This is a genomic window from Nocardioides aurantiacus (genome assembly GCF_003752505.1).
In the GTDB taxonomy this organism is placed as follows: Bacteria; Actinomycetota; Actinomycetes; order Propionibacteriales; family Nocardioidaceae; genus Marmoricola; species Marmoricola aurantiacus.
The window spans coordinates 176,365-197,571 of sequence record NZ_RKHO01000001.1 but is presented as its reverse complement, the minus strand read 5'-3'; the positions used below and the strand labels follow the sequence as shown (position 1 = coordinate 197,571).

At 71.9% G+C, this 21,207-nt stretch carries 23 protein-coding genes and 1 tRNA gene; 11 read left to right on the top strand and 13 right to left on the bottom strand.

Annotated elements, in window-relative coordinates; translation table 11 throughout:
* The first annotated feature begins 27 nt into the window (after window positions 1-27).
* Window positions 28-1,110: a Rossmann-fold NAD(P)-binding domain-containing protein gene (locus tag EDD33_RS00975; RefSeq protein WP_123388744.1), complete on the top strand. Its 1,083-nt coding sequence runs from the start codon at window positions 28-30 to the stop codon at window positions 1,108-1,110.
* Here the strand turns inward: EDD33_RS00975 and EDD33_RS00970 are convergent.
* Window positions 1,094-2,125, bottom strand: a complete 1,032-nt coding sequence (locus tag EDD33_RS00970; protein ID WP_123388743.1) for an MsnO8 family LLM class oxidoreductase — start codon at window positions 2,123-2,125, stop codon at window positions 1,094-1,096. The two genes, EDD33_RS00975 and EDD33_RS00970, sit on opposite strands and share 17 nt — an antisense overlap.
* A 68-nt stretch (window positions 2,126-2,193) precedes the next feature.
* Window positions 2,194-3,684 carry an MDR family MFS transporter gene (locus EDD33_RS00965; RefSeq protein WP_211332368.1) on the bottom strand — a complete coding sequence of 497 codons (1,491 nt, stop codon included), beginning with the start codon at window positions 3,682-3,684 and terminating at the stop codon, window positions 2,194-2,196.
* Between the two features lie 94 nt (window positions 3,685-3,778).
* Here EDD33_RS00965 and EDD33_RS00960 point away from each other — a divergent pair, with 94 nt between their 5' ends.
* Window positions 3,779-4,387, top strand: coding sequence for a TetR family transcriptional regulator (locus EDD33_RS00960; RefSeq protein WP_123388741.1), 609 nt, complete (start codon window positions 3,779-3,781; stop codon window positions 4,385-4,387).
* A 157-nt stretch (window positions 4,388-4,544) separates the two neighbouring features.
* Here the strand turns inward: EDD33_RS00960 and EDD33_RS20630 are convergent, their stop codons facing one another.
* The 4 genes from EDD33_RS20630 to EDD33_RS00935 all read right to left on the bottom strand — a co-directional run bounded on the left by EDD33_RS20630 (window position 4,545) and on the right by EDD33_RS00935 (window position 7,931).
* Window positions 4,545-5,120, bottom strand: a complete 576-nt coding sequence (locus EDD33_RS20630) for a sugar O-acetyltransferase (protein ID WP_123388740.1) — start codon at window positions 5,118-5,120, stop codon at window positions 4,545-4,547.
* A gap of 370 nt (window positions 5,121-5,490) precedes the next feature.
* The gene (locus EDD33_RS00945) at window positions 5,491-5,985 is read right to left on the bottom strand and encodes a nuclear transport factor 2 family protein (RefSeq protein WP_123388739.1); all 495 of its coding nucleotides are present in this window, start codon (window positions 5,983-5,985) and stop codon (window positions 5,491-5,493) included.
* Between the two features lie 141 nt (window positions 5,986-6,126).
* The gene (locus EDD33_RS00940) at window positions 6,127-6,981 is read right to left on the bottom strand and encodes an aldo/keto reductase (RefSeq protein ID WP_211332625.1); all 855 of its coding nucleotides are present in this window, start codon (window positions 6,979-6,981) and stop codon (window positions 6,127-6,129) included.
* A 50-nt stretch (window positions 6,982-7,031) separates the two neighbouring features.
* Complete coding sequence (locus EDD33_RS00935) at window positions 7,032-7,931, bottom strand: aldo/keto reductase (RefSeq protein WP_123388738.1); 900 nt, start codon at window positions 7,929-7,931, stop codon at window positions 7,032-7,034.
* Window positions 7,932-8,060: 129 nt separating this feature from the next.
* On the opposite strand from EDD33_RS00935, the gene EDD33_RS00930 reads away from it, so the two are divergent.
* Window positions 8,061-8,702 carry a TetR/AcrR family transcriptional regulator gene (locus tag EDD33_RS00930; protein ID WP_123388737.1) on the top strand — a complete coding sequence of 214 codons (642 nt, stop codon included), beginning with the start codon at window positions 8,061-8,063 and terminating at the stop codon, window positions 8,700-8,702.
* Between the two features lie 98 nt (window positions 8,703-8,800).
* Here the strand turns inward: EDD33_RS00930 and EDD33_RS00925 are convergent, their stop codons facing one another.
* Window positions 8,801-9,688: a helix-turn-helix domain-containing protein gene (locus EDD33_RS00925; protein WP_123388736.1), complete on the bottom strand. Its 888-nt coding sequence runs from the start codon at window positions 9,686-9,688 to the stop codon at window positions 8,801-8,803.
* Window positions 9,689-9,905: 217 nt separating this feature from the next.
* Between EDD33_RS00925 and EDD33_RS00920 the strand changes: the two genes are divergently transcribed.
* The 4 genes from EDD33_RS00920 to EDD33_RS00905 all read left to right on the top strand — a co-directional run bounded on the left by EDD33_RS00920 (window position 9,906) and on the right by EDD33_RS00905 (window position 13,180).
* A complete protein-coding gene (locus EDD33_RS00920) occupies window positions 9,906-11,102 on the top strand; it encodes a multidrug effflux MFS transporter (RefSeq protein ID WP_246003291.1) in 1,197 nt (398 codons plus the stop codon).
* A gap of 200 nt (window positions 11,103-11,302) precedes the next feature.
* Complete coding sequence (locus EDD33_RS00915; protein WP_246003290.1) at window positions 11,303-11,656, top strand: cyclophilin-like fold protein; 354 nt, start codon at window positions 11,303-11,305, stop codon at window positions 11,654-11,656.
* A gap of 68 nt (window positions 11,657-11,724) precedes the next feature.
* Window positions 11,725-12,771, top strand: a complete 1,047-nt coding sequence (locus tag EDD33_RS00910; RefSeq protein ID WP_123388735.1) for an alcohol dehydrogenase catalytic domain-containing protein — start codon at window positions 11,725-11,727, stop codon at window positions 12,769-12,771.
* Between the two features lie 13 nt (window positions 12,772-12,784).
* Window positions 12,785-13,180, top strand: a complete 396-nt coding sequence (locus EDD33_RS00905; protein WP_123388734.1) for a (R)-mandelonitrile lyase — start codon at window positions 12,785-12,787, stop codon at window positions 13,178-13,180.
* 65 nt (window positions 13,181-13,245) lie between these two features.
* Here EDD33_RS00905 and EDD33_RS00900 read toward each other — a convergent pair.
* From EDD33_RS00900 to EDD33_RS00880, 5 genes are all read right to left on the bottom strand, one after another.
* Window positions 13,246-13,321: transfer RNA gene (locus EDD33_RS00900), tRNA-Thr, on the bottom strand.
* A gap of 112 nt (window positions 13,322-13,433) precedes the next feature.
* Complete coding sequence (locus EDD33_RS00895) at window positions 13,434-15,074, bottom strand: alpha/beta hydrolase (RefSeq protein WP_123388733.1); 1,641 nt, start codon at window positions 15,072-15,074, stop codon at window positions 13,434-13,436.
* 43 nt (window positions 15,075-15,117) lie between these two features.
* Window positions 15,118-16,260 carry a DNA polymerase III subunit delta' gene (locus EDD33_RS00890; RefSeq protein ID WP_170169663.1) on the bottom strand — a complete coding sequence of 381 codons (1,143 nt, stop codon included), beginning with the start codon at window positions 16,258-16,260 and terminating at the stop codon, window positions 15,118-15,120.
* Window positions 16,257-16,895 carry a dTMP kinase gene (gene tmk / locus EDD33_RS00885; protein ID WP_342773573.1) on the bottom strand — a complete coding sequence of 213 codons (639 nt, stop codon included), beginning with the start codon at window positions 16,893-16,895 and terminating at the stop codon, window positions 16,257-16,259. The genes EDD33_RS00890 and tmk overlap by 4 nt, the downstream gene beginning before the upstream one ends.
* A 25-nt stretch (window positions 16,896-16,920) precedes the next feature.
* The gene (locus EDD33_RS00880; RefSeq protein WP_123388732.1) at window positions 16,921-17,643 is read right to left on the bottom strand and encodes a hypothetical protein; all 723 of its coding nucleotides are present in this window, start codon (window positions 17,641-17,643) and stop codon (window positions 16,921-16,923) included.
* Between the two features lie 178 nt (window positions 17,644-17,821).
* Here EDD33_RS00880 and EDD33_RS00875 point away from each other — a divergent pair, with 178 nt between their 5' ends.
* From EDD33_RS00875 to EDD33_RS00860, 4 genes are read left to right on the top strand one after another with little or no spacing between them, the layout of a single operon-like run.
* On the top strand, window positions 17,822-18,085 hold the full coding sequence (locus tag EDD33_RS00875) for a hypothetical protein (protein ID WP_123388731.1): 264 nt from the start codon (window positions 17,822-17,824) through the stop codon (window positions 18,083-18,085).
* A 4-nt stretch (window positions 18,086-18,089) separates the two neighbouring features.
* The gene (locus EDD33_RS00870; RefSeq protein ID WP_123388730.1) at window positions 18,090-19,679 is read left to right on the top strand and encodes a hypothetical protein; all 1,590 of its coding nucleotides are present in this window, start codon (window positions 18,090-18,092) and stop codon (window positions 19,677-19,679) included.
* Window position 19,680: 1 nt separating this feature from the next.
* Complete coding sequence (locus tag EDD33_RS00865; protein ID WP_123388729.1) at window positions 19,681-20,151, top strand: hypothetical protein; 471 nt, start codon at window positions 19,681-19,683, stop codon at window positions 20,149-20,151.
* Window positions 20,148-20,534: a hypothetical protein gene (locus EDD33_RS00860; RefSeq protein ID WP_123388728.1), complete on the top strand. Its 387-nt coding sequence runs from the start codon at window positions 20,148-20,150 to the stop codon at window positions 20,532-20,534. Before EDD33_RS00865 ends, EDD33_RS00860 begins: the two co-directional genes overlap by 4 nt.
* On the opposite strand, the gene EDD33_RS00855 is transcribed toward EDD33_RS00860, so the two are convergent.
* Window positions 20,531-21,175, bottom strand: a complete 645-nt coding sequence (locus EDD33_RS00855; RefSeq protein ID WP_148076903.1) for a hypothetical protein — start codon at window positions 21,173-21,175, stop codon at window positions 20,531-20,533. The two genes, EDD33_RS00860 and EDD33_RS00855, sit on opposite strands and share 4 nt — an antisense overlap.
* Window positions 21,176-21,207 lie beyond the last annotated feature (32 nt).

The window sequence follows — 21,207 nt, the reverse complement described above, 5'->3', positions numbered from 1 at the left end:
CGCGGGCGGCGCTGACATCCTGACCTCATGCGACCCGTCCATGTGTGGATCCGTTCCGAGTCTCGCGGCACCGAGCGGCGTGCGCCCGTCGTACCCGCCGATGTCCCGCTCCTGCTGGACGCCGGGTTCGAGGTGACGGTCGAGGAGTCGCCCCAGCGGATCTTCGCCATCGACGAGTACGCCGCGGCCGGGGCGGCCGTGGCGGGCGAGGGCACGTGGACCGACGCGCCGCACGACGCCTACGTGCTCGGGATCAAGGAGCTTCCCGACGAGCCGGCCTCGCTGCACCACCGGCACATCTACTTCGCGCACGCGTTCAAGGGTCAGCAGGACGCCCAGCGCACCCTGGAGCGGTTCCGCCGCGGCGGTGGACGGCTGCTCGACATCGAGTACCTCACGGACACGGACGGCAGGCGGGTCGTCGCGTTCGGGTACTGGGCCGGCTACGTCGGTGCCGCACTCGGCGTCCTGCAGCTGACCGGCGCGCTGGTCGCGCCGCTCGGTCCGATGCCCAAGCGCGAGCTCGACGCGCAGCTGGAGCACGCGGGGAGGTCGGGCGCCGAGCTCCTGCTCGCGCTCGTGACCGGGGGCCGCGGGCGCTCCGGTCGTGGTGCCCACGGTGCGCTCGTGACGGCCGGTGTGCCGGTCACCCGGTGGGACCTGCGCGAGACCCGGGACCTGCACAAGCAGGCGCTCCTCGGCCACGACCTGCTGGTGAACTGCGTGGTGACGCGCACCCCCACGACGCCGTTCCTGGAACAGGCAGACCTCGACCACGAGCGCCGGCTCCGGGTCCTCGCGGACGTGACCTGCGACGTCACCGGGCCCACCAACATGCTCCCGGTGAACACCGAGATCACCACCTGGGACGACCCGGTCAGGCGACTGCACGGCGGCAGTCCCGCGCACGGGACCCCACCGCTGGAGGTCATCGCCATCGACAACCTGCCGTCACTGCTGCCGCGCGAGGCCAGCGAGGGGTTCAGTGCCGACCTGACCCCGCACCTGCTCGGGCTGGCCCAGCAGAACGGCCCGTCGGACCCGTGGCAGGCGGCCGACCGCGCCTTCGACGAGGCAGTCGAGGAGCTCGACGTCACGGGAGGCTCGTAGCACGATCCTGGGGCGTGGGCCGAGGCACGACCGTCTGGTCCGGGGGCTCGGCGACGAGGTCGAGCAGCATCGCGTCGGAGGCGAACAGCGCCTCGCGGTCGTACGTGGAGGCACTCGACATCACCTCGTCCGCCCCCGTCGAGGCGACCAGCTGCTCGAGGCGACGCCGCACGGTGGCGGGAGCTCCCGTGACGGCCGAGCCCAGCCAGCTCTCGACCCGTCGATCCACCTGCGCCGATCGCGGGGCGGCCTCGATCTCCTCGACGGGCTCGAGCGGGGGGAACTCACCCGTCTGCCGTGACCGTGCCATCGCCCACGCCTCGGGCAGCGCCAGCCGACGAGCCGACTCGTCGTCGTCGGCCACCAGGACGTCCAGCGAGATCGTCACGTGCGGCGAGCTGGCGTCGTACGGCTGGAAGTCGCGGCGGTACCGGTCGAGCGCCCGGCTGAGCTCGTCGGTGCCGAGCAGCGGCCCGCCGACCACCACGGGGAGGCCGAGCTCTGCCGCGAGCCCGACACCGCGACGGGTGGCGAGGACGTGCATCGGGACCATCCGCTCCGAGGCGGGGCGGGCCGTCACCTCGGCCCTGCCGCCGAGGTGGTCGCGCAGCTCGACCAGGTCGTCGGCGAAGGTCTCGACGGCATCGAGGTCGCGGCGCAGGGCACGGCGGACGGGCTCGGTGAACCCGACCGATCGCCCGAGACCGAGGTCCACCCGACCCGGGTGGAGGGCCTCGAGGGCGAGGAACTGCTCGGCGACGACGAGCGGCTGGTGGAGCGGGAGCATGACGCCGCCCGCACCGATCCGGATCCGCGAGGTCCGCGCGCCGACGGCGGCGAGGAGGACCGCCGGCGACCCGGACGCGATGCCCGGCACGGCGTGGTGCTCGGCCACCCAGAACCTGGTGTAGCCGACCCGTTCCGCGTGCACCGCCCGATCCACCGACCCGCGCAACGCCGCGGCGTCCGTGACGTGCACACGCGTCCTCGACCGGTCGAGCAGCGAGACCTCCACGTGGGGCCAACACCCGGTCCCCGTGCGGGCTTCCCGCGGCAGGCGCCGGCTGACTGCCGGCGGACCCGTCAGCGAGGGGCGCCGACCGCGGCCCTGCCCGACTCGGGCTCGGACTCGGGCTCCGTCTCGGGCTCGGGCGCCGCTGCCTGGGACTGCGACTCCGACGGGCGTCGTACGAGGAGGGCGACGAGGACCGCCACGGCCGAGATGGCTCCGCCGTACGTCAGTGCGGTGTGGATGCCGTCGGCGGTCGCGTCGACCACCGACGTGCCGGCCTCGGTGCCGGCAGCGATGCCACGGGTCATCACCGTGATGAAGAGGGCGGTGCCGGCGGCACCGGCGACCTGCTGGAGCGTCGAGACGATCGCGCTGCCGTGCGAGTAGAGCTGCTGCGGGAGCGAGCCCAGCGCCGAGGTCAGCAGCGGCGTGAACATCAGTGCCAGGCCGACGCTCATCAGCACGTGCAGCCCGATGACCGCCGGACGGCCCGACGCGGCGTCCAGGGTCGTCATGCCCCACAGGGCTGCGCTGGTGACAGCGGCGCCGGGGGCGACGAGCGGCCGGGGGCCGACGCGGTCGAAGACGCGTCCGACGACAGGTGCCAGGAGGCCCATGGCGAGTCCGCCGGGCAGCAGTACGAGACCGGTCTGCAGCGTGGTGAGGCCGAGCACGTTCTGGAGGAACAGCGGCAAGAGGATCAGGGTGCCGAACAACGCCATCATGCTGACCGCGACCAGCGCCACGGCGATGGAGAACGACGGGACGGCGAAGGCGCGCAGGTCGAGCAGTGCCCGGTCCTCCAGCGTCAGCTGACGGACGACGAAGGCGACGAGGGCCGCGGCGCCGAGAGCCAGCGGGATCCACGGGGCGAGCGGCACCTCACCGGCGGCGCTCTCGCCGATGCTGCTCAAGCCGTAGATGAGGCCACCGAACGCGAGGGCCGACAGGACGACCGAGACGACGTCGACCGGCACGCGGCGCGGCTCGGTCACGTTGCGCACCCAGCTCGCACCGAGTCCCAGCGCGACCAGGGCGATGGGCAGCACCAGCCAGAACATCCAGCGCCACGACAGGGAGTCGAGCACCAGGCCCGACACCGTCGGCCCGATCGCGGGGGCCACCGAGATGACGATCGAGATCGTGCCCATCATCCGGCCGCGGCGCTCCGGTTCGACGACGTTGAGGATCGTGGTGATCAGCAGCGGCATCATCAGCGCCGTACCGACCGCCTGCACCACCCGGCCCGTGACGAGCAGTGGGAACGTCGGGGCGAGCGCCGCCACCAGGGTGCCGGCACTGAAGGAGCCCATCGCCGCCACGAACACCGTGCGCAGGGGGAAGCGGGTCAGCAGGAACCCGGTGACCGGGATGACGATCGCCATCGTCAGCAGGAACGCCGTGGTCAGCCACTGCGCCGTGGTCGCCTCCACGTCGAACTCGCGCATCAGCTCGGGCAGGGCCACGCTCATGATGGTCTCGTTGAGGATCACGACGAAGGCCGAGCCGACGAGGAGGGCGACGAGACGCTTCGTGCGGCCGGCGTCGAGGGTGGTGGTCACGGTGGGGCTCCTGGGTCGAGATGGCGGCACGTGCCGGTCTGGCAGTCAGTGCCAACATGGCTCAACGAGACTTTGTTCCACGTAGGATCGACCCGTGTCCGAGACCGCCCTCCGCGAGCGCCGACGCCGGCAGACCGAGCGCGAGATCGGCGACGCCGCGCTGGAGCTGTTCGAGAGCCGGGGCGTCGATGGCACGACCGTCGACGACATCGCGCGCGCGGCGGGGATCTCGCCGAGGACGTTCTTCCGCTACTTCCCGAGCAAGGAGCGCGCTGCTCTGGTGCCGCACGTCGACCTCGACGAGCGGGTCGAGGCGCTCCTCCAGCAGCTGGTCCCGTCGCGTCCTCTGCTCGACCAGCTCGAGGAGGTGTGGCGCGCGGTCATGCGGGACTTCGACAACGGGCGCAGCGAGTCGGGTCGGTTGCTGCTGCGCGTACGCCGTCTGATGCAGCACGAGCCGGCCCTGCGCCTGGCCGCGGTCGGCTACGACGAGGAGCGCACCGACGCCCTCGTCGCCCGGCTCCGCGACCTCGTCGGCGCCGAGGACGACCTGGCGCCACGGGTCGCGGTCGAGGCAGCCGGCGTCGCGGTGCGCGTGGCCCTCGACCGGTGGGCCGACTCGCGCGAGACCAGTCGCACGACCGACCTGCTGGAGACGTACGCCGAGACCTGCCGCCTGCTCCGCGGCACCATCGCGCCGTGACGCGGCGGCCGTCACGCACGTCGTCGTGGCGGTGTCGCCGACCGTGTGTGCGAGGACGGGCCCGAACAGCCGGTCGGCCACTGCTGTCGTCGCTTCGCCGAGACGGCGCTCCCTCATGGCTGGGAGCAGGCACGGTGCGGTGCGGTGGCCCGGCTCGTCAACGACAGCCGTCGTCGGGAGGGGTCGCGCGGATGACCTTCGCAGGTGACCCGACCGCGACTGCGTGATCGGGAATGTCGTTCAGGACGACGCTGCCAGCGCCGACGACGGAGTTGCGGCCGATGGTGACCCCGGGGCAGACCGTCACCGCCGCGCCGAGCCACACGTTGGCTCCGATCGTGATCGGCGCCGCTCGTTCCCACCCCTCTCGACGGCGTTGGTGCTCGTCGACCGGGTGGAGTGCCGTCATGAGCTGCACCCCCGGTCCGATCCTCGCGTGGTCGGCAACGGTGATGGGCGCGTCGTCCATGAAGAACGAGTTGCCGTTCACGAAGGCGTGCCGGCCGATCGAGATGTTGCTCCCGTAGCTGCACTGGAACCGGGGCACCACCGAGGCTCCCTCACCGACGAAACGCAGGAGCCCGGACAGCACCCGGGCGCGGGTGGCGTCGTCCTCGGCGGGAGCAGTGTTGAAGCAGTCGAGCTCGATCCAGCAGTCGCGACGCCGCCGCTGCAGCTCCGCATCGTCGAGGTACCAATCGCCCCTCGCCAACCGGTCCGCCTGTTCTCCCATGGGCGGATCCTCGCAGGCCTAGCAGCGACCGGGCCTGGCAGAGCGACTGCCGCACCGTCAGGTTCCGCCCAGCAGGTCAGGTGCTTCGGAGACGGCGCAACTACCTGGAGAGGACCTGCAGGTCAGCGAGCTGACGTGGAGCCGCCTGTCGGAATCGAACCGACGACCTTCTCATCCCGAGTGACGACACCTCGTCCACGCGTGGAGCGCGTCGTGAAGGGCAGCTGACCTGCGTTTTCCCAGCAGATCCCTACGCACCGTTACGCACCCGAACCCACGTGTACGCATCGTTTGTCGGGACTTTGTTGGCGTTCGTCGGGAGTCGACGGCACGGTCTCGGGCTGACCGCAGGTGGATCGCGGGTCGGGATTCAGACGACGGGGTGGGCGACCTCGAGCAGCTCCCTCACCCGGTGCGCCTCGTCGTCTCGGCCGCTCCGGTGAGCAGCGAGCGCCCACTTCCGGTACATCGAGCGGTACGCCTCAGGGCTGTGCACGACGTCAAGCCGCGCCCACAGTCCGTCGGCGCCGAGGCGCAGCACGCTCGTGGCCAGGGCCTGGTGATGAGAGCCGTCCCCAGGATCTCTGGCGACGTGCCGCATCTCCTGCACCACCAGCCCGCGACGCAGGTCGAGCGCGTGCCACAGCACGTCGGTGCGCTCGATCAACGACCCCGGCAGCGTGGTCGTCTCCGTCAGGATCATCGCCCTGATCGACTCCCGCCCGCGAACATCGCGGAACCCGGAACGGTGGAAGACCGCGTCCTCGCCGAAGAGGTCGGCGTAAGTCCCCCACGCGCCCGAACGCGTGATCCAGGCAACCTCATCCAGGTACTGCCGATAGACCTCAGCCAGCTCGTGGATCACCCGGCGATGACAACACCCCGGCCGCCACCGCGCCAGACCCGGCGGGGTGAACCGTCCTCCGCGCTCAGCGTCGACGACCTCGGCTCAACGCGCTCCGATCACTCCGCCGACCCTGACCTGACCTGACTGCGCCGGCGCCTCTCAGGTGTCGAAGCGGACGTTGCCCAGAAAGGCGACACCGGCCGGGTCACGGTGGTCGAACGCCGTGCTGGCGCCGGTGTCCAGCGTGGTGATGCGTGCCATCTCCTCGTCGGTCAGCGCGAAGTCGAAGACGTCGAGGTTCTCGCGCATGCGCTCGGGACGAGCCGACTTGGGGATCACGACAATGTCGCGCTGGAGCAGCCAGCGCAGGACGACCTGCGCGACGGTCTTCTCGTGCGAGGCGGCGATCCCGGTCAGCACGGGGTCGGTGAACAGGTCGCTCCGACCCTGGCCGAGGGGCCCCCAGGACTCGTGCTGCACGCCGCGCTCGGCCATCACCTGGTGGTCGACGGTGCGCTGGAAGAACGGGTGGGTCTCGACCTGGTCGACCGCGGGGGTGATCTCGTTCTGGTCGTCGAGGTCGACGAGCCGGTCGGGGTGGAAGTTCGAGACCCCGATGGCACGGGTCGCGCCCTCGGCGTACAGCTTTTCCATGGCACGCCACGAGCCGTAGTAGTCGCCGTACGGCTGGTGGATCAGGTAGAGGTCGAGGCGGTCCAGTCCCAGCCGCTCGAGCGACCGGCCGAAAGCGCGTCGCGCGGGCTCCTCGCCGGCGTCGGAGATCCACAGCTTGGTGGTGACGAACAGCTCGTCGCGGGGGATCCCGCTGGCAGCGATGGCGCGGCCGACAGCGGCCTCGTTCTCGTAGGCAGATGCGGTGTCGAGGTGGCGGTAGCCGGCAGCGAGGGCGTCGGTGACGACGCGCTCGGTCTCCTCGGGGGACACGGCGTAGACGCCGAACCCGAGGGTCGGCATCTCGATGCCGTTGTTCAGGGTGACGGTGGGGATCGTCAGTGTGGTCGGGGTCGACATGGTGGTTCCTCTCGTGTGGGGGTCGGGTGGGTTCAGGCCTCGGGGATGGTGATGCCGCCGAAGCTCTGGCTGGTGATCTCGGCCGGGTCCGGTCCGCCTCGTACGCCGGTGTCCAGTGCGTCGATGGCCTGGAGCTGCGCGTCGGTGAGGGTGAAGTCGACGACGTCGAGGTTCTCGGCGATGCGGGACGGCGTGACGGACTTGGGGATGACCTGGCGTCCGCGCTCGAGGTGCCAGCGCAGCATCACCTGGGCGGGGGTCTTGTCGTGCTCGCGGGCGATGTCGGCGATCACGGGGTCGGACAGGGTGCTCCGGCGCTGGTCGCCGAACCCGGCGTAGAACGTGATGCCCCCGATGGGCGACCACGCCTGGGTCAGGACCCCGTTCGCCGCGTTGGCCGCGAGCACGTCGGGCTGCTGGAAGTAGGGGTGCACCTCGACCTGGTTGACCGCCGGCACGACCGTCCGCTCGTCGAGCAGCCGGGCGAGGTGGTCGGGCATGAAGTTGCTGACACCGATGGCGCGGACCCGGCCGTCGGCCAGCAGCCGCTCGAGCGCCCGGTAGGCCTCCAGCGTGCGGTCGAACTCCCGGGGTGCGGGCTGGTGCAGGATCAGCAGGTCGATCTGCTGCATGCCCAGCTTGCGGGCGCTCTTGTCGAACGCGTGCAACGTCGCCTCATAGCCGTAGTCGCTGACCCACACCTTGGTCTCGACGAACACCTCGGACCGCTCCAGGCCCGACCGGCGGATCGCTTCGCCCACCTGCCGCTCGTTGCCGTAGCCGGCGGCGGTGTCGACGTGCCGGTAGCCGACGTCCAGCGCCGCGCCCACCGCGGCGAGCGTCTGGTCGGGATCGTCCTGGAAGACACCGAAGCCGAGTGCAGGCATCTGCACGCCGTTGTTGAGGTCGTAGGTGGGGACGGGCGACGACATGCGGATGACTCCTCGAATGACTGTGATGGCTTCTCGACACCAATGTAAGAGCCCTATAACATTGAGTCAAGTGCGAGGCTGGCCCACCCGCGCACACCGAGCGTCGGGGCACAAGAGGAGCGAGAGCACGTGGCGCGACGTACGACCTACCACCACGGCGACCTGCGTGAGGCCCTGGTGAGCGGCGCACTGGAGCTGATCGCCGAGAAGGGTGTGGCGGGACTGTCCGTGGCCGAGGTCGCGCGACGCATCGGCGTGAGCACGGCAGCCCCCTACCGGCACTTCGCCAGCCGGATCGAGCTGCTGTCCGCGGCAGCCACGGTGTCAGGCCGCCGCCTGTCCGCGCAGATGCGCGCGGCGGCCGAGGCCGTGCCTGCCGCTCCCGCCGACGAGGTCGGGCACGCGGTGGAGACGCTGGCCGCCCTCGCGGCGGCGTACGTCCGCTACGCCCTGGCCCACGGGGCCGCCTTCGAGCTGGTCCTGGCCAACGAGCTGTCCGACTTCCACGACGCCGAGCGCCGTGACGTGACCCGGGGGTTGTTCGACCAGCTGCTGTGGCCCGCCGTCACCGTCACGGGCGGCGTGATGGCGGCCAACCCGCTGCTGCGCAGCTTCACCGCCGTCGTCCACGGCTACGCCTACCGACCGCCCGGCGGTTTCGGGGGTCAGTTCCCGACCGACATGCGTGGCTTCGCCACCGAGGAAGAGCTCGTTGCCGACGAGGCCGCCGGCGCGGTCCGCGTGCTGGCCAGGGCGAGCGTCCCGGCCTGATCAGGTGTCATCCTCGGCTGGCCGGTGCGGGCCACAAGGCCGTGGGGGCCGGACGTGCGGCGATCGTGGCGTCGGGACGCCATGGTCTCAGGGCGCTGTCACGTGAGGTCCTGCCCGTGGGACTCCACCGCGGGGATCTCTGCGGTCCACGAGGCCAGCAGGCGCAGCCGCTCGGCCGACGGTGACCCCGGCTCGGCGGTGTAGATCAGGGCGATGTGGCCGGGCTCGGCGGTGACCGCGAGCTCCTCGTAGACCAGGGTGAGCTCGCCGACCACGGGATGGTGGAAGCGCTTGGTGCCCGCGCCGTGGTTGCGCACGTTGTGGTCGGCCCACAGCCGACGGAAGATCTCGCTCCGCGTCGACAGCTCGCCGACGAGCTCCTGCAGACCCCGGTCGTGCGGATCACGACCGGCCTCGGCGCGCATGATGCCGACGCACATCTCCGCGAACCGGTCCCAGTCCGGGTAGAAGTCGCGAGAGGCAGGGTCGAGGAACTGGAAGCGGGCGAGGTTCGGCGTACGTCCACCGTCACCGATCACCGGCGTGTAGAAGGCTCGTCCCAGTGCGTTGGTGGCCAAGAGGTTCTGGCACGGGTCACGGACGACGGCGACGCCGTCGGTGATCGCGTCCAGGGCCCACGTCAGGCTGGGTCGAGCCCCGACCCTGGAGGAGCTGCGCCGCCGCGGCCGCCCCGAGGTGGGGATGCCGTCGGCGGCTCGGGCCAGGTCGAACAGGTGGGCGCGCTCGGTGTCGTCCAGGCGCAGCGCCCGTGCCAGTGCGTCGAGCACGGACGTCGAGGCACCCGCGACGTGACCGCGCTCGAGCCGGGCGTAGTACTCCACGCTCAACCCGGCGATGGTCGCGACCTCGCTGCGACGCAACCCCGCGACACGACGGATCCCAATGTCGGGCAGGCCCACGTCGCCCGGCGTCAGCCGAGCACGCCGGGACGTCAGGAACTCACGAACCTCATGACGGTTGTCCACCAGACGAGCGTAGGTCGCGGTATCGATCCCTGCGGAGGGCGAAGGGTGCCCTGTCAGTACACCTCATGAGCGGGACTCCCACCCGAGCGTCGGAGCGGGTGTAGTGGACGACGAGATGACCACGAGAACCACGCCCCGACCCGAAGCCTCTCCGACCGCTCCCGCCCGCGGGGACGGTCGCCCCCGGGCGGCGACGCCCGGCGACCGTCCGGCACACGTGCCTGTCGGCGTCCTGGTCAGCGTCACGGCGCTGACCATGATCGCCCCGCTCGCCACCGACATGTACGTCCCCGCCTTCCCGCTGGTGCTGCAGGACCTGGGGACGACGGCGACCTCCCTCCAGCTCACGTTGACGACGTACTTCGTGGGCATGGCCCTGGGGCAGCTCCTGGGCGGTCCACTGTCCGACCAGCTGGGTCGCCGCCGCCCCCTGTTCACCGCCCTCGCGCTGATGGTGGTGGCCTCGCTCGGGTGCGCGGTGAGTCCGACCGTGGCCGTGCTGACGGCGGCTCGGTTCGTGCAGGGCTTCGCCGGCGGCTGGGCCATGGTGATCGCCCGCTCGGTCGTGGTCGACGTCGCCTCCGGCCCCACGCTGGTGCGCTCGCTGAACCTCGTGCAGGGGGTCGCCGGAGTCGCTCCCGTCCTCGGGCCGCTGCTCGGCGCCGCCCTGCTCGAGCACTCGGGCTGGCGCATGTCCTTCTGGCTGCTGGTGGCCTGGAGCGCGGTCATGATCGTCGTGGTCCGCTTCGTGCTGCCGGAGACCCTCCCAACCGAGCACCGCAGCAGTGGCGGTCTCCACCACCTCCGCGACGCAGGGGCTCGCGTCCTGCGGACCCGGCACTTCACGGCACACCTCGTCGTGATGTCGCTGTCGATGGGCGTGATCTTCGCCTACGTCGCCGCGTCGGCCTTCGTGCTGCAGTCCATGAACGGGCTCACGCCCGTCCAGTACTCCCTCGTCTTCGCCGCCAACGCCGTCGGCCTCGTCGGCGCGACGCTGCTCTCGGCCCGGCTCGCAGGTCGGGTGCGTACGGCGCTCGTCGTCGCCGTCGGTCTGGCTGCCACCGGGGCGGCCGGGTTGCTCCTTCTCGTCGGTGCTGTGTGGTTCGACATGCCCCTGTGGGCCGCTGTGCCGGGCTTCTTCGTGCTCATGACCGCCCAGGGCCTGATCGGCCCCAACGCCGGCGCCCTCGCCTCGGAGGCCGTCCCCGACGACCCCGGCACCGGCTCGGCGCTGCTCGGCTTCGTGCAGTGGTCCACGGCCGGCCTGGTCGCTCCCGTCGCCGGGGCGGGGGGCGCCGCGACCGCCGTCCCCATGGCGCTGACGGTCCTCGCAATGGTCCTCGTCTCCGCCGCCGCACTCCGGTCCGCATCCCGTCCCGTGCCTCCGCGTCACTCCGAGGGAGCACGGTGAGACCCATGTCCTTCCGGCCCGCCTCACGCGCGTCGGTGACGATCCCGCTGCTCGCCCTGATGCTCAGCGCCTGCGGTGCTGACGGGTCACCGCCCGGTTCCACCGGCTCTTCCTCGACCGGGTCGAGCTCGACGGACCCGATCCCGACACAGACCACGTCGTCCAGCCCCACCCCACCCACCGATGGTCAGGAGGACCAGATGCAGCTCGAGATCACGATCGGCGACCAGCAGTTCACCGCCGACCTGCGCGACAGCGCCGCCAACCGCGACCTGCTCGCGCAGCTGCCGGTGACGATCGAGATGAGCGACCACGGCGGCGTCGAGAAGACCGGCCGTCTCCCCTCGCCCCTGTCCCTCGACGGCCAGCCCTCCGGGGCCGATCCGGACGTCGGTGACGTCGGCTACTACGCGCCGGGCAACGACCTCGTCCTCTACTACGGCGACCAGTCCTACTACGAGGGCATCGTCGTGCTCGGCCGGCTGCAGGGCGACGCCGCCGAGCGCATCGCCGACCTGGACGGCACCGTCCGGGTGCAGGTCCAAGGACGCTGACACACCACCCCACCCCGCCTCGGCGCATCGCCGAACACGAGCCACCCATCCACTCAGGAGGAACCACCATGCGAGCAGCAATCTTCAACGGCCCCGGCAAGATCGACCTCGAGGACCGCCCCAAGCCGGTCGTGAAGGACCCGACCGACGCCGTGGTGCGCGTGGTGCTCGCCTGCGTCTGCGGGTCCGACCTGTGGTGGTACCGGGGAATCTCCGACCTCGCGCACGGCACCGTCGGTCACGAGTTCATCGGCGTCGTCGACGAGGTCGGAGACGCCGTCCAGGACCTGGCGGTCGGTGACTTCGTCATCGCCCCGTTCTCCTGGAGCGACGGCACCTGCCGCAACTGCCGGGCCGGTTTCCACACCGCCTGCGACCACGGCGGCTTCTTCGGCCAGGGCGGGCAGGACGACGGCGGTCAGGCGGAGTACGTCCGCGTCCCCCAGGCCGCCGGCACCCTGGTCAAGGTCCCTGGCGACGACCTCTCCGACGACGTGATGGCCGACCTGCTCGCCCTGACCGACGTCATGAGCACCGGCTACCACGCCGCCGTCAGCGCCGGCGTGACCGAGGGCATGACCGTCGCCGTCGTCGGCGACGGCGCGGTGGGCCTGTCCGGGGTCCTGTCGGCCAAGCTCCTCGGAGCCGCCCGCGTCATCGTCCTCGGCAGCACCCACGAGGACCGCCACGCACTGGCCCGCGAGTGGGGCGCCGACGAGATCATCACCGTCCGCGGGGACGAGGCCGTGGCCGCACTGAAGGACCTCACCGACGGCAACGGCGCCGACGCCGTCCTCGAGTGCGTCGGGACCAAGGACTCCACCGAGACCTGCTTCGCGATCGCCGCCGCCGGCGCCATCGTCGGTCGCGTCGGAGTGCCGCACGACGTGACCATCGACGGCGAGGCCACCTTCTTCCGCAACATCGGCATGCGCGGCGGCCCGGCCCCCGCCCGCCACTACCAGCCCCAGCTCATGCGGGCCGTCCTCGACGGCGAGATCCACCCCGGCAAGGTCTTCGACCTCGTCACCGACCTCGACCACATCGCCGACGCCTACGCCGCCATGGACGAGCGCCGGGCCATCAAGGCACTCATCAAGATCAGCGAACGCTGAGAGGAGCACCACCATGAAGTTCACCCAGAGCAGCGGTCAGTCCGGCTCCGGCCCGAAGGACTGGTTCACCGGCGCCGTCCTCATCGACGGCATCCGCAACCCCGACGACCAGTCGGCCGTCGGCTGCGCCCACGTCCGGTTCACCCCCGGCGCCCGCACCGCGTGGCACACCCACCCCCGAGGCCAGACCCTCTACGTCACCGACGGCATCGGCCTCGTCGCCACCCGCGACGGCGGCGTCCAGGAGATCCGACCCGGCGACGTGGTCTACATCGAGCCCGGCGAGGAGCACTGGCACGGCGCCACCCCCGACCGGTTCATGGCCCACGTCGCCATCCAGGAGGCTGACGAGCAGGGCCAGGTCGTCACCTGGCTCGACCACGTCACCGACGACGAGTACGCCGGCTGACGACCGCGTTTCTTCCCCGGTCCCGGCTCACCCAGAGGTGAGCGGGCAGGACCGACAACGAGAGTTGGAGCCGCCTGTCGGAATCGAACCGACGACCTTCTCATTACGAGTGAGACGCTCTACCGACTGAGCTAAGGCGGCGCAGTGCCCGGCCGGTCAGCCGGGCACGCCGGACGAGTATAGGGGCGCGGGCAGGCCGGTCGCCAAACCGGGTCCGGGGCTCTCGACGGGTCCGACCGACACGGCCGAGGGCTCAGCAGGAGCGGCCGTCCTCGGGCACCTTCCCGGCGACGAGGTAGGCCTCGACGGCCTTGTCGATGCAGGCGTTGCCCTGCTGGAAGGCGGTGTGGCCGTCGCCGTCGCGGCTGAGCAGGACGCCGGAGTCCAGCTCCTCCGACAGCTCCTCGGCCCAGCGGTACGGCGTGGCCGGGTCGCGGGTGGTGCCGACGACCAGGATCGGGGCCGCCCCCTTCCCGTCGACCTCGGGCCGCTCGTCGGTGGGCTCGATCGGCCAGCTGTCGCAGGTCGCGAGCCCGTAGGCGAAGATCCGCGCGAACACCGGAGCCACCGCCTCGAACTCCCCGAACCGGTCCGGTACGTCGGCCAGCGGGACGGACTCCGAGGAGTCGGCGCAGTTCACGGCGTACAACGCCTCGGTCTGGTTGCCCTGGTAGCCGTCGGCGGTGCGCTGGGTGTACTGGTCGGCCAGCGTCAGCAGCTGCGAGCCGTCGCCGTCCTGGATCGCGCGGCGCAGCGCCTCGGTGAGCAGCGGCCAGTAGGACTGGACGTAGAGCGGCAGGAAGATGCCGTAGACCGCGAGGCCCTCGGTGAGCGGCCGCTCCGCCACCCCCGTGGGCAGCGGCTCGGCGTCGACGTCCTCGAGGAAGGCGCTCAGCCGGCGTTGCGCCTCGCCGAGGTCCTCGCCGAGGAAGCAGCCCTTGTCGAGGCAGTCGCGGAGGTAGGCGTCCAGGGCGGTCTGGAAGCCGCGGGCCTGGTCGACGTCCATCTGGTCCTCGGGCAGGTTCTGCGCCACGGCACCGTCGAGCACCATGCGGCGGACGTTGGCGGGGAACAGCTCGGCGTACGTCGCCCCGATCGTGGTGCCGTACGACGCACCGAACCAGTCGAGCTGCCGCTCCCCCAGCGCGGCGCGCAGCACGTCGACGTCCCGGGCGACCTCGACCGTCGACACGTGCCGGGCCAGGTCGCCGCTGCGCTCCAGGCAGCCCTCGCCGTAGGCCCGGGTGAGGCGGTCGTTGCGCTGCACCTCGGCCCGGGTGTCGGGGTCGGGGTCGGAGGCGAGGAACTCGTCGGTCTGGGCGGTGGTGGCGCACTCCAGGGCGGTGCTCTGACCGACTCCGCGCGGGTCGAAGCCGACGATGTCGTAGTAGCGCGCCAGGGTCGCACCGAAGACGGCCCCGCCTCCGGCGGCGTAGTCGACGCCGGAGCCACCGGGGCCGCCGGGGTTGACCACGAGCTGACCCACCCGCTCGTCCGGCTCGCCCGCCCGGACGCGCAGCACCGCGATCTCGATCGTCTCGCCGTCGGGCTCGGCGTAGTCGAGCGGCACGGTCAGCCGGGCGCACTGGTTCTCGCCGCAGTCGGTCCAGCCGAGCTCCTGCTCGTAGAACGACCGGAGCTCGGCGGGCACCTCGGGCTCGGGTGCCGTCGAGCCGGGGTCGGGCGGAGGCGTCACGCTCGGGGAGGCCTCCGCCCCGCTGCCGTCGTCGACGAGGCGGTAGGTCACGAACCCCGCGATGCCGACCACCACGAGGCCCGCGAGCATCGCGACGACCACGGTGAGGACGATCGCGCGCGTGCTCCAGCCCGAGCGGGACGGGGCGCCGCCCCCGGGCGGCGGCGGGACCTGCTGCGGCGGGGGCGGGAAGGCCATGGCGCCACCCTAGGGGCGGGGCCCAGCCCCTCGTCGAGGAGTCCTAGGCCGGGGCGCGGTGCTGCAGCGCGACGGTCATCGACTCCAGCGCCAGCAGCGGCGGCACGTTGAACTCCAGCATCTGCTCGCGGGCGTCGAAGATCGCCTGGATCCGCTGCAGCGTCAGCTCGGCCGTCGAGGCGCGCGCCAGGGCCACCACCTCGCCGCGCAGCTCCTCGTTGACCAGGTCGGTGCCGGTGGCCAGGTGGAGGGTGAGGACGTCGCGGTAGACCGAGACGAGGTCCATCAGCCCGCGGTCGACGACGTCGAGCACCCGCCGCTTGGCCCGCGTCTTCTGGGCCTTCTCCATGTCGCGCAGGGCGGGGGCGTACTCCTTGGGCCGCCGTCCCCGCTCCACCACGCCGTAGGACCGGTCGAGCTCGGTCTTCTCGCGCCGGTCGTGCTCACTGGTCAGCGCGTCCGCCTCCTCCTTGGCGAGGTCGTGGAGGTCGGCCGCGGCCGCCATGCAGGCGCCGAGGTTCTTCAGCCGACCGGGCACCGAGACCACCTCGCGGCGACGACGCCGGGTGTCCTCGTCGCGGGCCAGCGCCCGGGCACGGCCGATGTGGCCCTGCGAGGCGCGGGCGGCGTACGACGCGGTCTCGACCGGCAACCCGTCGTGCTGCACCAGGAAGTCGGTGACGTCGTCGGCCGAGGGCGTGGCGAGCACGACCAGCCGGGTGCGCGAGCGGATCGTGGGCAGGACGTCCTCGACGGTGGGGGCGCACAGCAGCCACACCGTGCGCTCGGTCGGCTCCTCGATGGCCTTGAGCAGCGCGTTGGCGGCCTGGTCGGTGAGCCGGTCGGCGTCCTCGACCACCATCACCTGCCAGCGGCGCCCCGCCGGCGCGAGAGCGGAGGTGCGCACCAGCTCGCGCACCTCGTCGACCCCGATCGAGAGCTTCTCGGTGCGGGTGAGGCGTACGTCGGGGTGCGACCCCACCGACACCTCGTGACAGCTGTGGCACTCGCCGCACCCACCACGCTCGCACTGCAGACCCGCCGCGAACGCCAGCGCGGCGTTGGACCGGCCCGACCCCGGCGGGCCGGTGAACAACCAGGCGTGGGTCATGTCGCCCGCGACCGCCCGACGCAGCATCGCGATCACCGGCGCCTGCCCGACCAGCCCGCTCCAGACGTCGCTCACGGCAGCAGCCCCTCGACGCGGGACCACACCAGCGCGGCGATCTCCTCGACGCCCGAGCGCGCGTCGAGCACGAGGTAGTGCTCCGGGTCGGCGCCGGCCAGCGCGACGAACGCCGCCCGGACCCGCTCGTGGAACTCCAGCGACTCGCCCTCGATGCGGTCGCGCTCGGCGAAGCGCACCAGCCCGCGGCTGGGCTCGAGGTCGAGCAGCACGGTCAGGTGGGGCCGCAGGTCGCCGGTGGCCCAGCGGGCGACCTGCTCGAGCTCGACCGCGTCGAGGGAGCGGCCGGCGCCCTGGTAGGCGAGCGTGGAGTCGACGTAGCGGTCGGTCACCACCACCTCGTCGCGCGCCAGGGCGGGGAGGACGACGGACTCGACGTGCTCGGCCTTGTCGGCGGCGTAGAGCAGGGCCTCGGTGCGGTCGGCGAGGACACCGGTCGCCGGGTCGAGCACGATCCGGCGCACCTCGGCCCCGACGGGGGTGCCGCCCGGCTCGCGGGTCAGCAGCACGGTGCGGCCGGCGGCCTCGAGCCGCTGGCGCAGCAGCCGCGACTGGGTCGACTTGCCGGCGCCCTCACCGCCCTCGAAGCAGACGAAGAGCCCGGTCTCGGCGTACACCCCGGGGAAGTCCAGCACGGCCCCACCCTAGGCGGGGGCACCGTCAGCCCGGACCGGCCCCGTGCCCGAGGCTGCCGAGGAAGCGCGGCGCGCCGCCGTGGCGTCGCCAGACGTCGTTCGGGACCAGCCGCAGCGGGGCGACCAGGTGGTCGATCTCCTCCAGCATGCGGTCCTCCCCGGCGTAGAAGCTCCACGGGACGACCCGGGCGACCCACCCGGGCTGGAACACCCAGGCGTGGTCACGCTCGTCCATCGCGGCGCGGACCTCCGGGACCAGCAGGTCGCGACCGAACTCCGCGTCCCCCAGCGTCTGCCAGCGCCGGTCGAAGCGGTCGTCGCCGGTCTCGAACGCCGTCACGCCGGGGTGCTGGTCGGTCGGGTCGATGCGGTTGCCACCCCGGACGACCGACAGGTGCGGGTAGGTCTGCTCGGTGCGCAGCGCGACGATGTTGTAGCGCTCGTGGTCCTCGCGCGAGGCCTCCGACCCGGAGTACTCCCGCTGCGTCCAGCGCAGGCACGCGAACTCCACGCCCTGGTGGTGACCGACCACGACGTCGCGGGCGGTGCCGGGCTCCAGCGCCCGCAGGAAGGGCCAGCCGTCCCAGCCCGCCACCACGTCGGCGGCGTCCGGCAGCGTGGTCCAGCCGCGCTGCGCGACGGCGTCCTGGCCCTTCCTGCTGCGGCGGACGGCGTTGACCACGATGGCGACCGCGGCGAGGAGCAGGAGCAGGAAGAGAGACCCGAAGATGATCGCTGGCAGCGGCACGCGTCCAACGTAGAGCACCGGGGGTTTGACGGTCCCCGAGCCGGGCAGAGTGCAGCGAATCGGTGGTGGGTGCGGCCAGGCTGGCCTACCGTCGTGGCAGCACACCATCCGGGGGGACACAGGCGTCATGAGTGGTTTCGAGGCAGTAGCAGCCGACATCAGGTCAGCGGGGAGCGAGATGAGCTCCGCCGCCGCCGGCGCGAAGTCGGCCGACCCCAGCGGCAGCGTCGGCGACGTCGCCACGGCCCTGCCCGGGAGCCAGAGCGCCGCAGCGGCCGGCAAGCTGGTGGGCGCCTGGCGGGAGCGCTTCCAGGGCTGGCACGACGACGCCGAGGCCCAGGCCGAGCGGATGCGCGAGAGCGCCGCGGCCTACGACGCCAGCGACTACCGCGCCGACGTCGAGCAGCGGATCCTGATGCACCGCACGGGCGGGGGGTACTGAGGTCATGGTCTCCATCGACACCGTCCTGCAGTGGCAGCCCGGCACCCTCGGCGACGTGGCCGACGTCCTGTCCCGCAAGCGCAAGAAGCTCGTCGACCTCCAGGACGAGATGGACGGGTCCGAGCCGCCCACCACCTGGGTGGCGGGCTCCGCGTCACGCGCCCGCACCAGCCACGAGAAGCTCCGCCTGCGGCTGCTGGACATGGCCGCCGAGGTCTCGGACGTGACCGTCAACCTCGACGACGCCCAGACCCGCATCAAGGAGGCCAAGCAGAGCCTGCAGGACGCGCTGAGCAGCGCGGCGAGCCAGGGGTTCGAGGTCGACAAGAAGACCGGGGCGGTCAAGGACCCGCGCACCTACACCAACACCGCCGAGCGCGACGCGATCGGTGTGCTGGTGGACCAGGTCTCGGCCGACATCGACGCCGCGCTCCAGGCCGCGCAGGAGGCCGACATGGACCTCGCCAAGGCCCTGACGGCCGCCGTGGACGGCAAGACCGACGGCGGCACCGGCTCGCTCTCCGACGCCATCAACCAGCGGCCGGTCAGCATGGACGACCTCAGCCCCGAGGAGCTCGCCGCGCTCCTCGGTGAGGACGTCACCGTCCACACCATCTCGGCCTACCTGGAGCTCGAGGCCGAGCTCGGCAGCTTCGAGTTCGAGGGCAAGGCCCAGGCCGACTACAAGGTGATGGCCGACGGCACCACCATCCTGGCGCTGCACCTCGAGGGCGGGCTCGGCCGCGAGATCGAGGTCGGCGGCACCGAGGCCGACGTCGGGGCCGGCGGCACCACCGACCTCGAGCTGAAGTTCGACACGCCCCAGGAGGCGCAGGAGTTCCTGGAGAACCTCCGCGAGGAGGCGTTCCACGACATCGGGGTCTGGGACGTCGCCACCGGCGACGCCCCCATCGAGATCGCCCGCAACGTCGCCAGCTACGTCAACGAGCAGGACATCGACAGCTTCCGCACCGGCGTCTACGCGTCCGGCGAGATGGAGTTCGACTCGCCCTGGGCGCGAGGTGCCGTGGAGGGTCGGGCCGAGGCCTACTACGACTGGGCCAAGGACCAGTACGGCCTCAAGGTCGAGGCATCGGTCGACGCCGAGCTCGGTCAGCGCGAGTCCGGCTACAACGCGGCCGCCTCGCTGGCCGGGGAGATCAAGATCGACGACGACGGCAAGTTCGACTCGTTCACGCTCTCGGGGAAGATGGACGGCACCGCCGCGAACAGCACCCTCGGCATCGCGGCTCCCCCGGGCACCAGCACGGGCGCCGGCGTCGACGTCCAGCTCAAGGTCGACGACAAGAACCCGGCGCTTGACGAGATCAAGACCGCGCTGTCGCAGGGCGACGTCGACCGCGCCAAGGACCTGGCCCTGCAGAACGGAGAGCTGACGGTGCGTCAGACGATGGTGGAGAAGTACGCCGAGGACGACTACGAGCTCGACCTCAAGTTCGCCGAGGTCGAGGCCGGGTGGGGGGCGTCGGGGGAGACCGCGACCACCATCTGGCACCGGGAGGCCGGTCGCGACGAGATGATCCGCGTTAACCCGGCGACGGACCTGCCGCACTACGGCGGCTGGGGAGGCTGAGGTGTCCACGCTGCTGCTCCGCAACGACCTCGGTCCCGTGTCGCTGCTCGCGCCCGAGGCCGGCATGCGTCACGTCCGCGCCACCTACGGCCACCTGTGGCAGTGGACCGGCGACGGCTCCGACCTGTTCACGCTCTCGGTGGCCGCACGCTCGACCCGCCTCGGCACGGCCGCAGGCGCGCGGGACCACCTCCGGGCCGAGCTGAAGCAGCTCCGCCCGGGACCGGCCCCCGGCGCGGAGTCCCCGACCGAGACCGACCTCGCCCTCTTCGTCGAGGGCGCCGCCGCCTCCGCCGCCGACCAGGCGGGCGAGGTGCGCGGCAACCTGGTGCACCAGCGGGTCGTCGTCACCACCGACGGGGAGCTGATGCACGTCACCCGCATCCTGGTCCCCGACCACGAGGCCGGCCACGAGCTCCTCGACCGCATCACCCGCAGCCTGCGCGTGCGCCCCTGGAGCATCCCGGCGTGAAGGCGGTCGGCTGCGTGGCCGTGGTCCTGGTCGCGCTCGTCGGAGGCTTCCTCGCCGTCACGACGTTCGTCCTCACCCGCGGCGGCGACGAGAGCGCCCTCACCGAGAAGGTCGAGCTGACCGTCATCGACCCGCAGGAGAAGTACGACTCCACCGTCGGCGACGGCTACAAGTTCGACTACGCCTACCAGCACGACGGGACCTGGTACGGCGGCGACGACTGGGTCGCCGACGACTACTGGCAGCCCGGGTCCGCGCTGCTCGCCTGCATCGATCCCGCCGACCCCGCGCAGCACGTCATCACCTACCGCTACGAGCGCTGCGGGCAGGAGTCGATCGTGGGCAGCGGCCCGATCGAGGCCACGCCGAGGCCGGCTCCCTAGGAGCTGCGCGAGATCGTGCTGAGGCACGACTCCGCGACGGCCTGCTCCTCGGGCACGCCCTCCCGGGTCATGTTGGCCTGGAGGCGGAACCCCTCGTAGACGGCGACGACGCTGACCGCGAAGGTCTCGTCGTCGTAGGCGAAGGTCTCCATCCGCGCACCGTCGAAGCCCGGCAGTTCGAGGTCCTGCTCGGAGGTGGTCTCCGCCGCGGAGCGGGTCGCCTTCAGCACGTCGTCGGCTGCGGCGTCGAGGTCCTGGACCGACGGCGAGATGACGAGGTAGCCGTCGCCGACGTCGCGGTCGGGCGGGTAGAGCCGGTTCTGGAAGCCGGCGCGGAAGCTCTCCACCTCCCAGTCGGCGGGCACCGTGAGCCGGATGCCCTGCGCGGCCTCGACCACCTTGGTCTCGTAGGCCCCGTCGCCGCAGGTCGCGTCGGCGCTCGCACCCGGCTCGGCGACCTCGCCGCTCGAGGCGGACTCCGAGGGCGGCTCCGAGGGCGACTCCGAGGCCGAGGCGGAGGCCGACGGCGAGGAGCCCGACTCCTCCCCCGCGGACCCGCTGTCACCACAGGCGGCCAGCATGGCCAGCAGGACCACCGCCGAGACCGACGATGCACGACGAAGGAGACCCGAGCGCTTCATGGTGGCGATCCTAGGGGGGAGCACGGCACCGT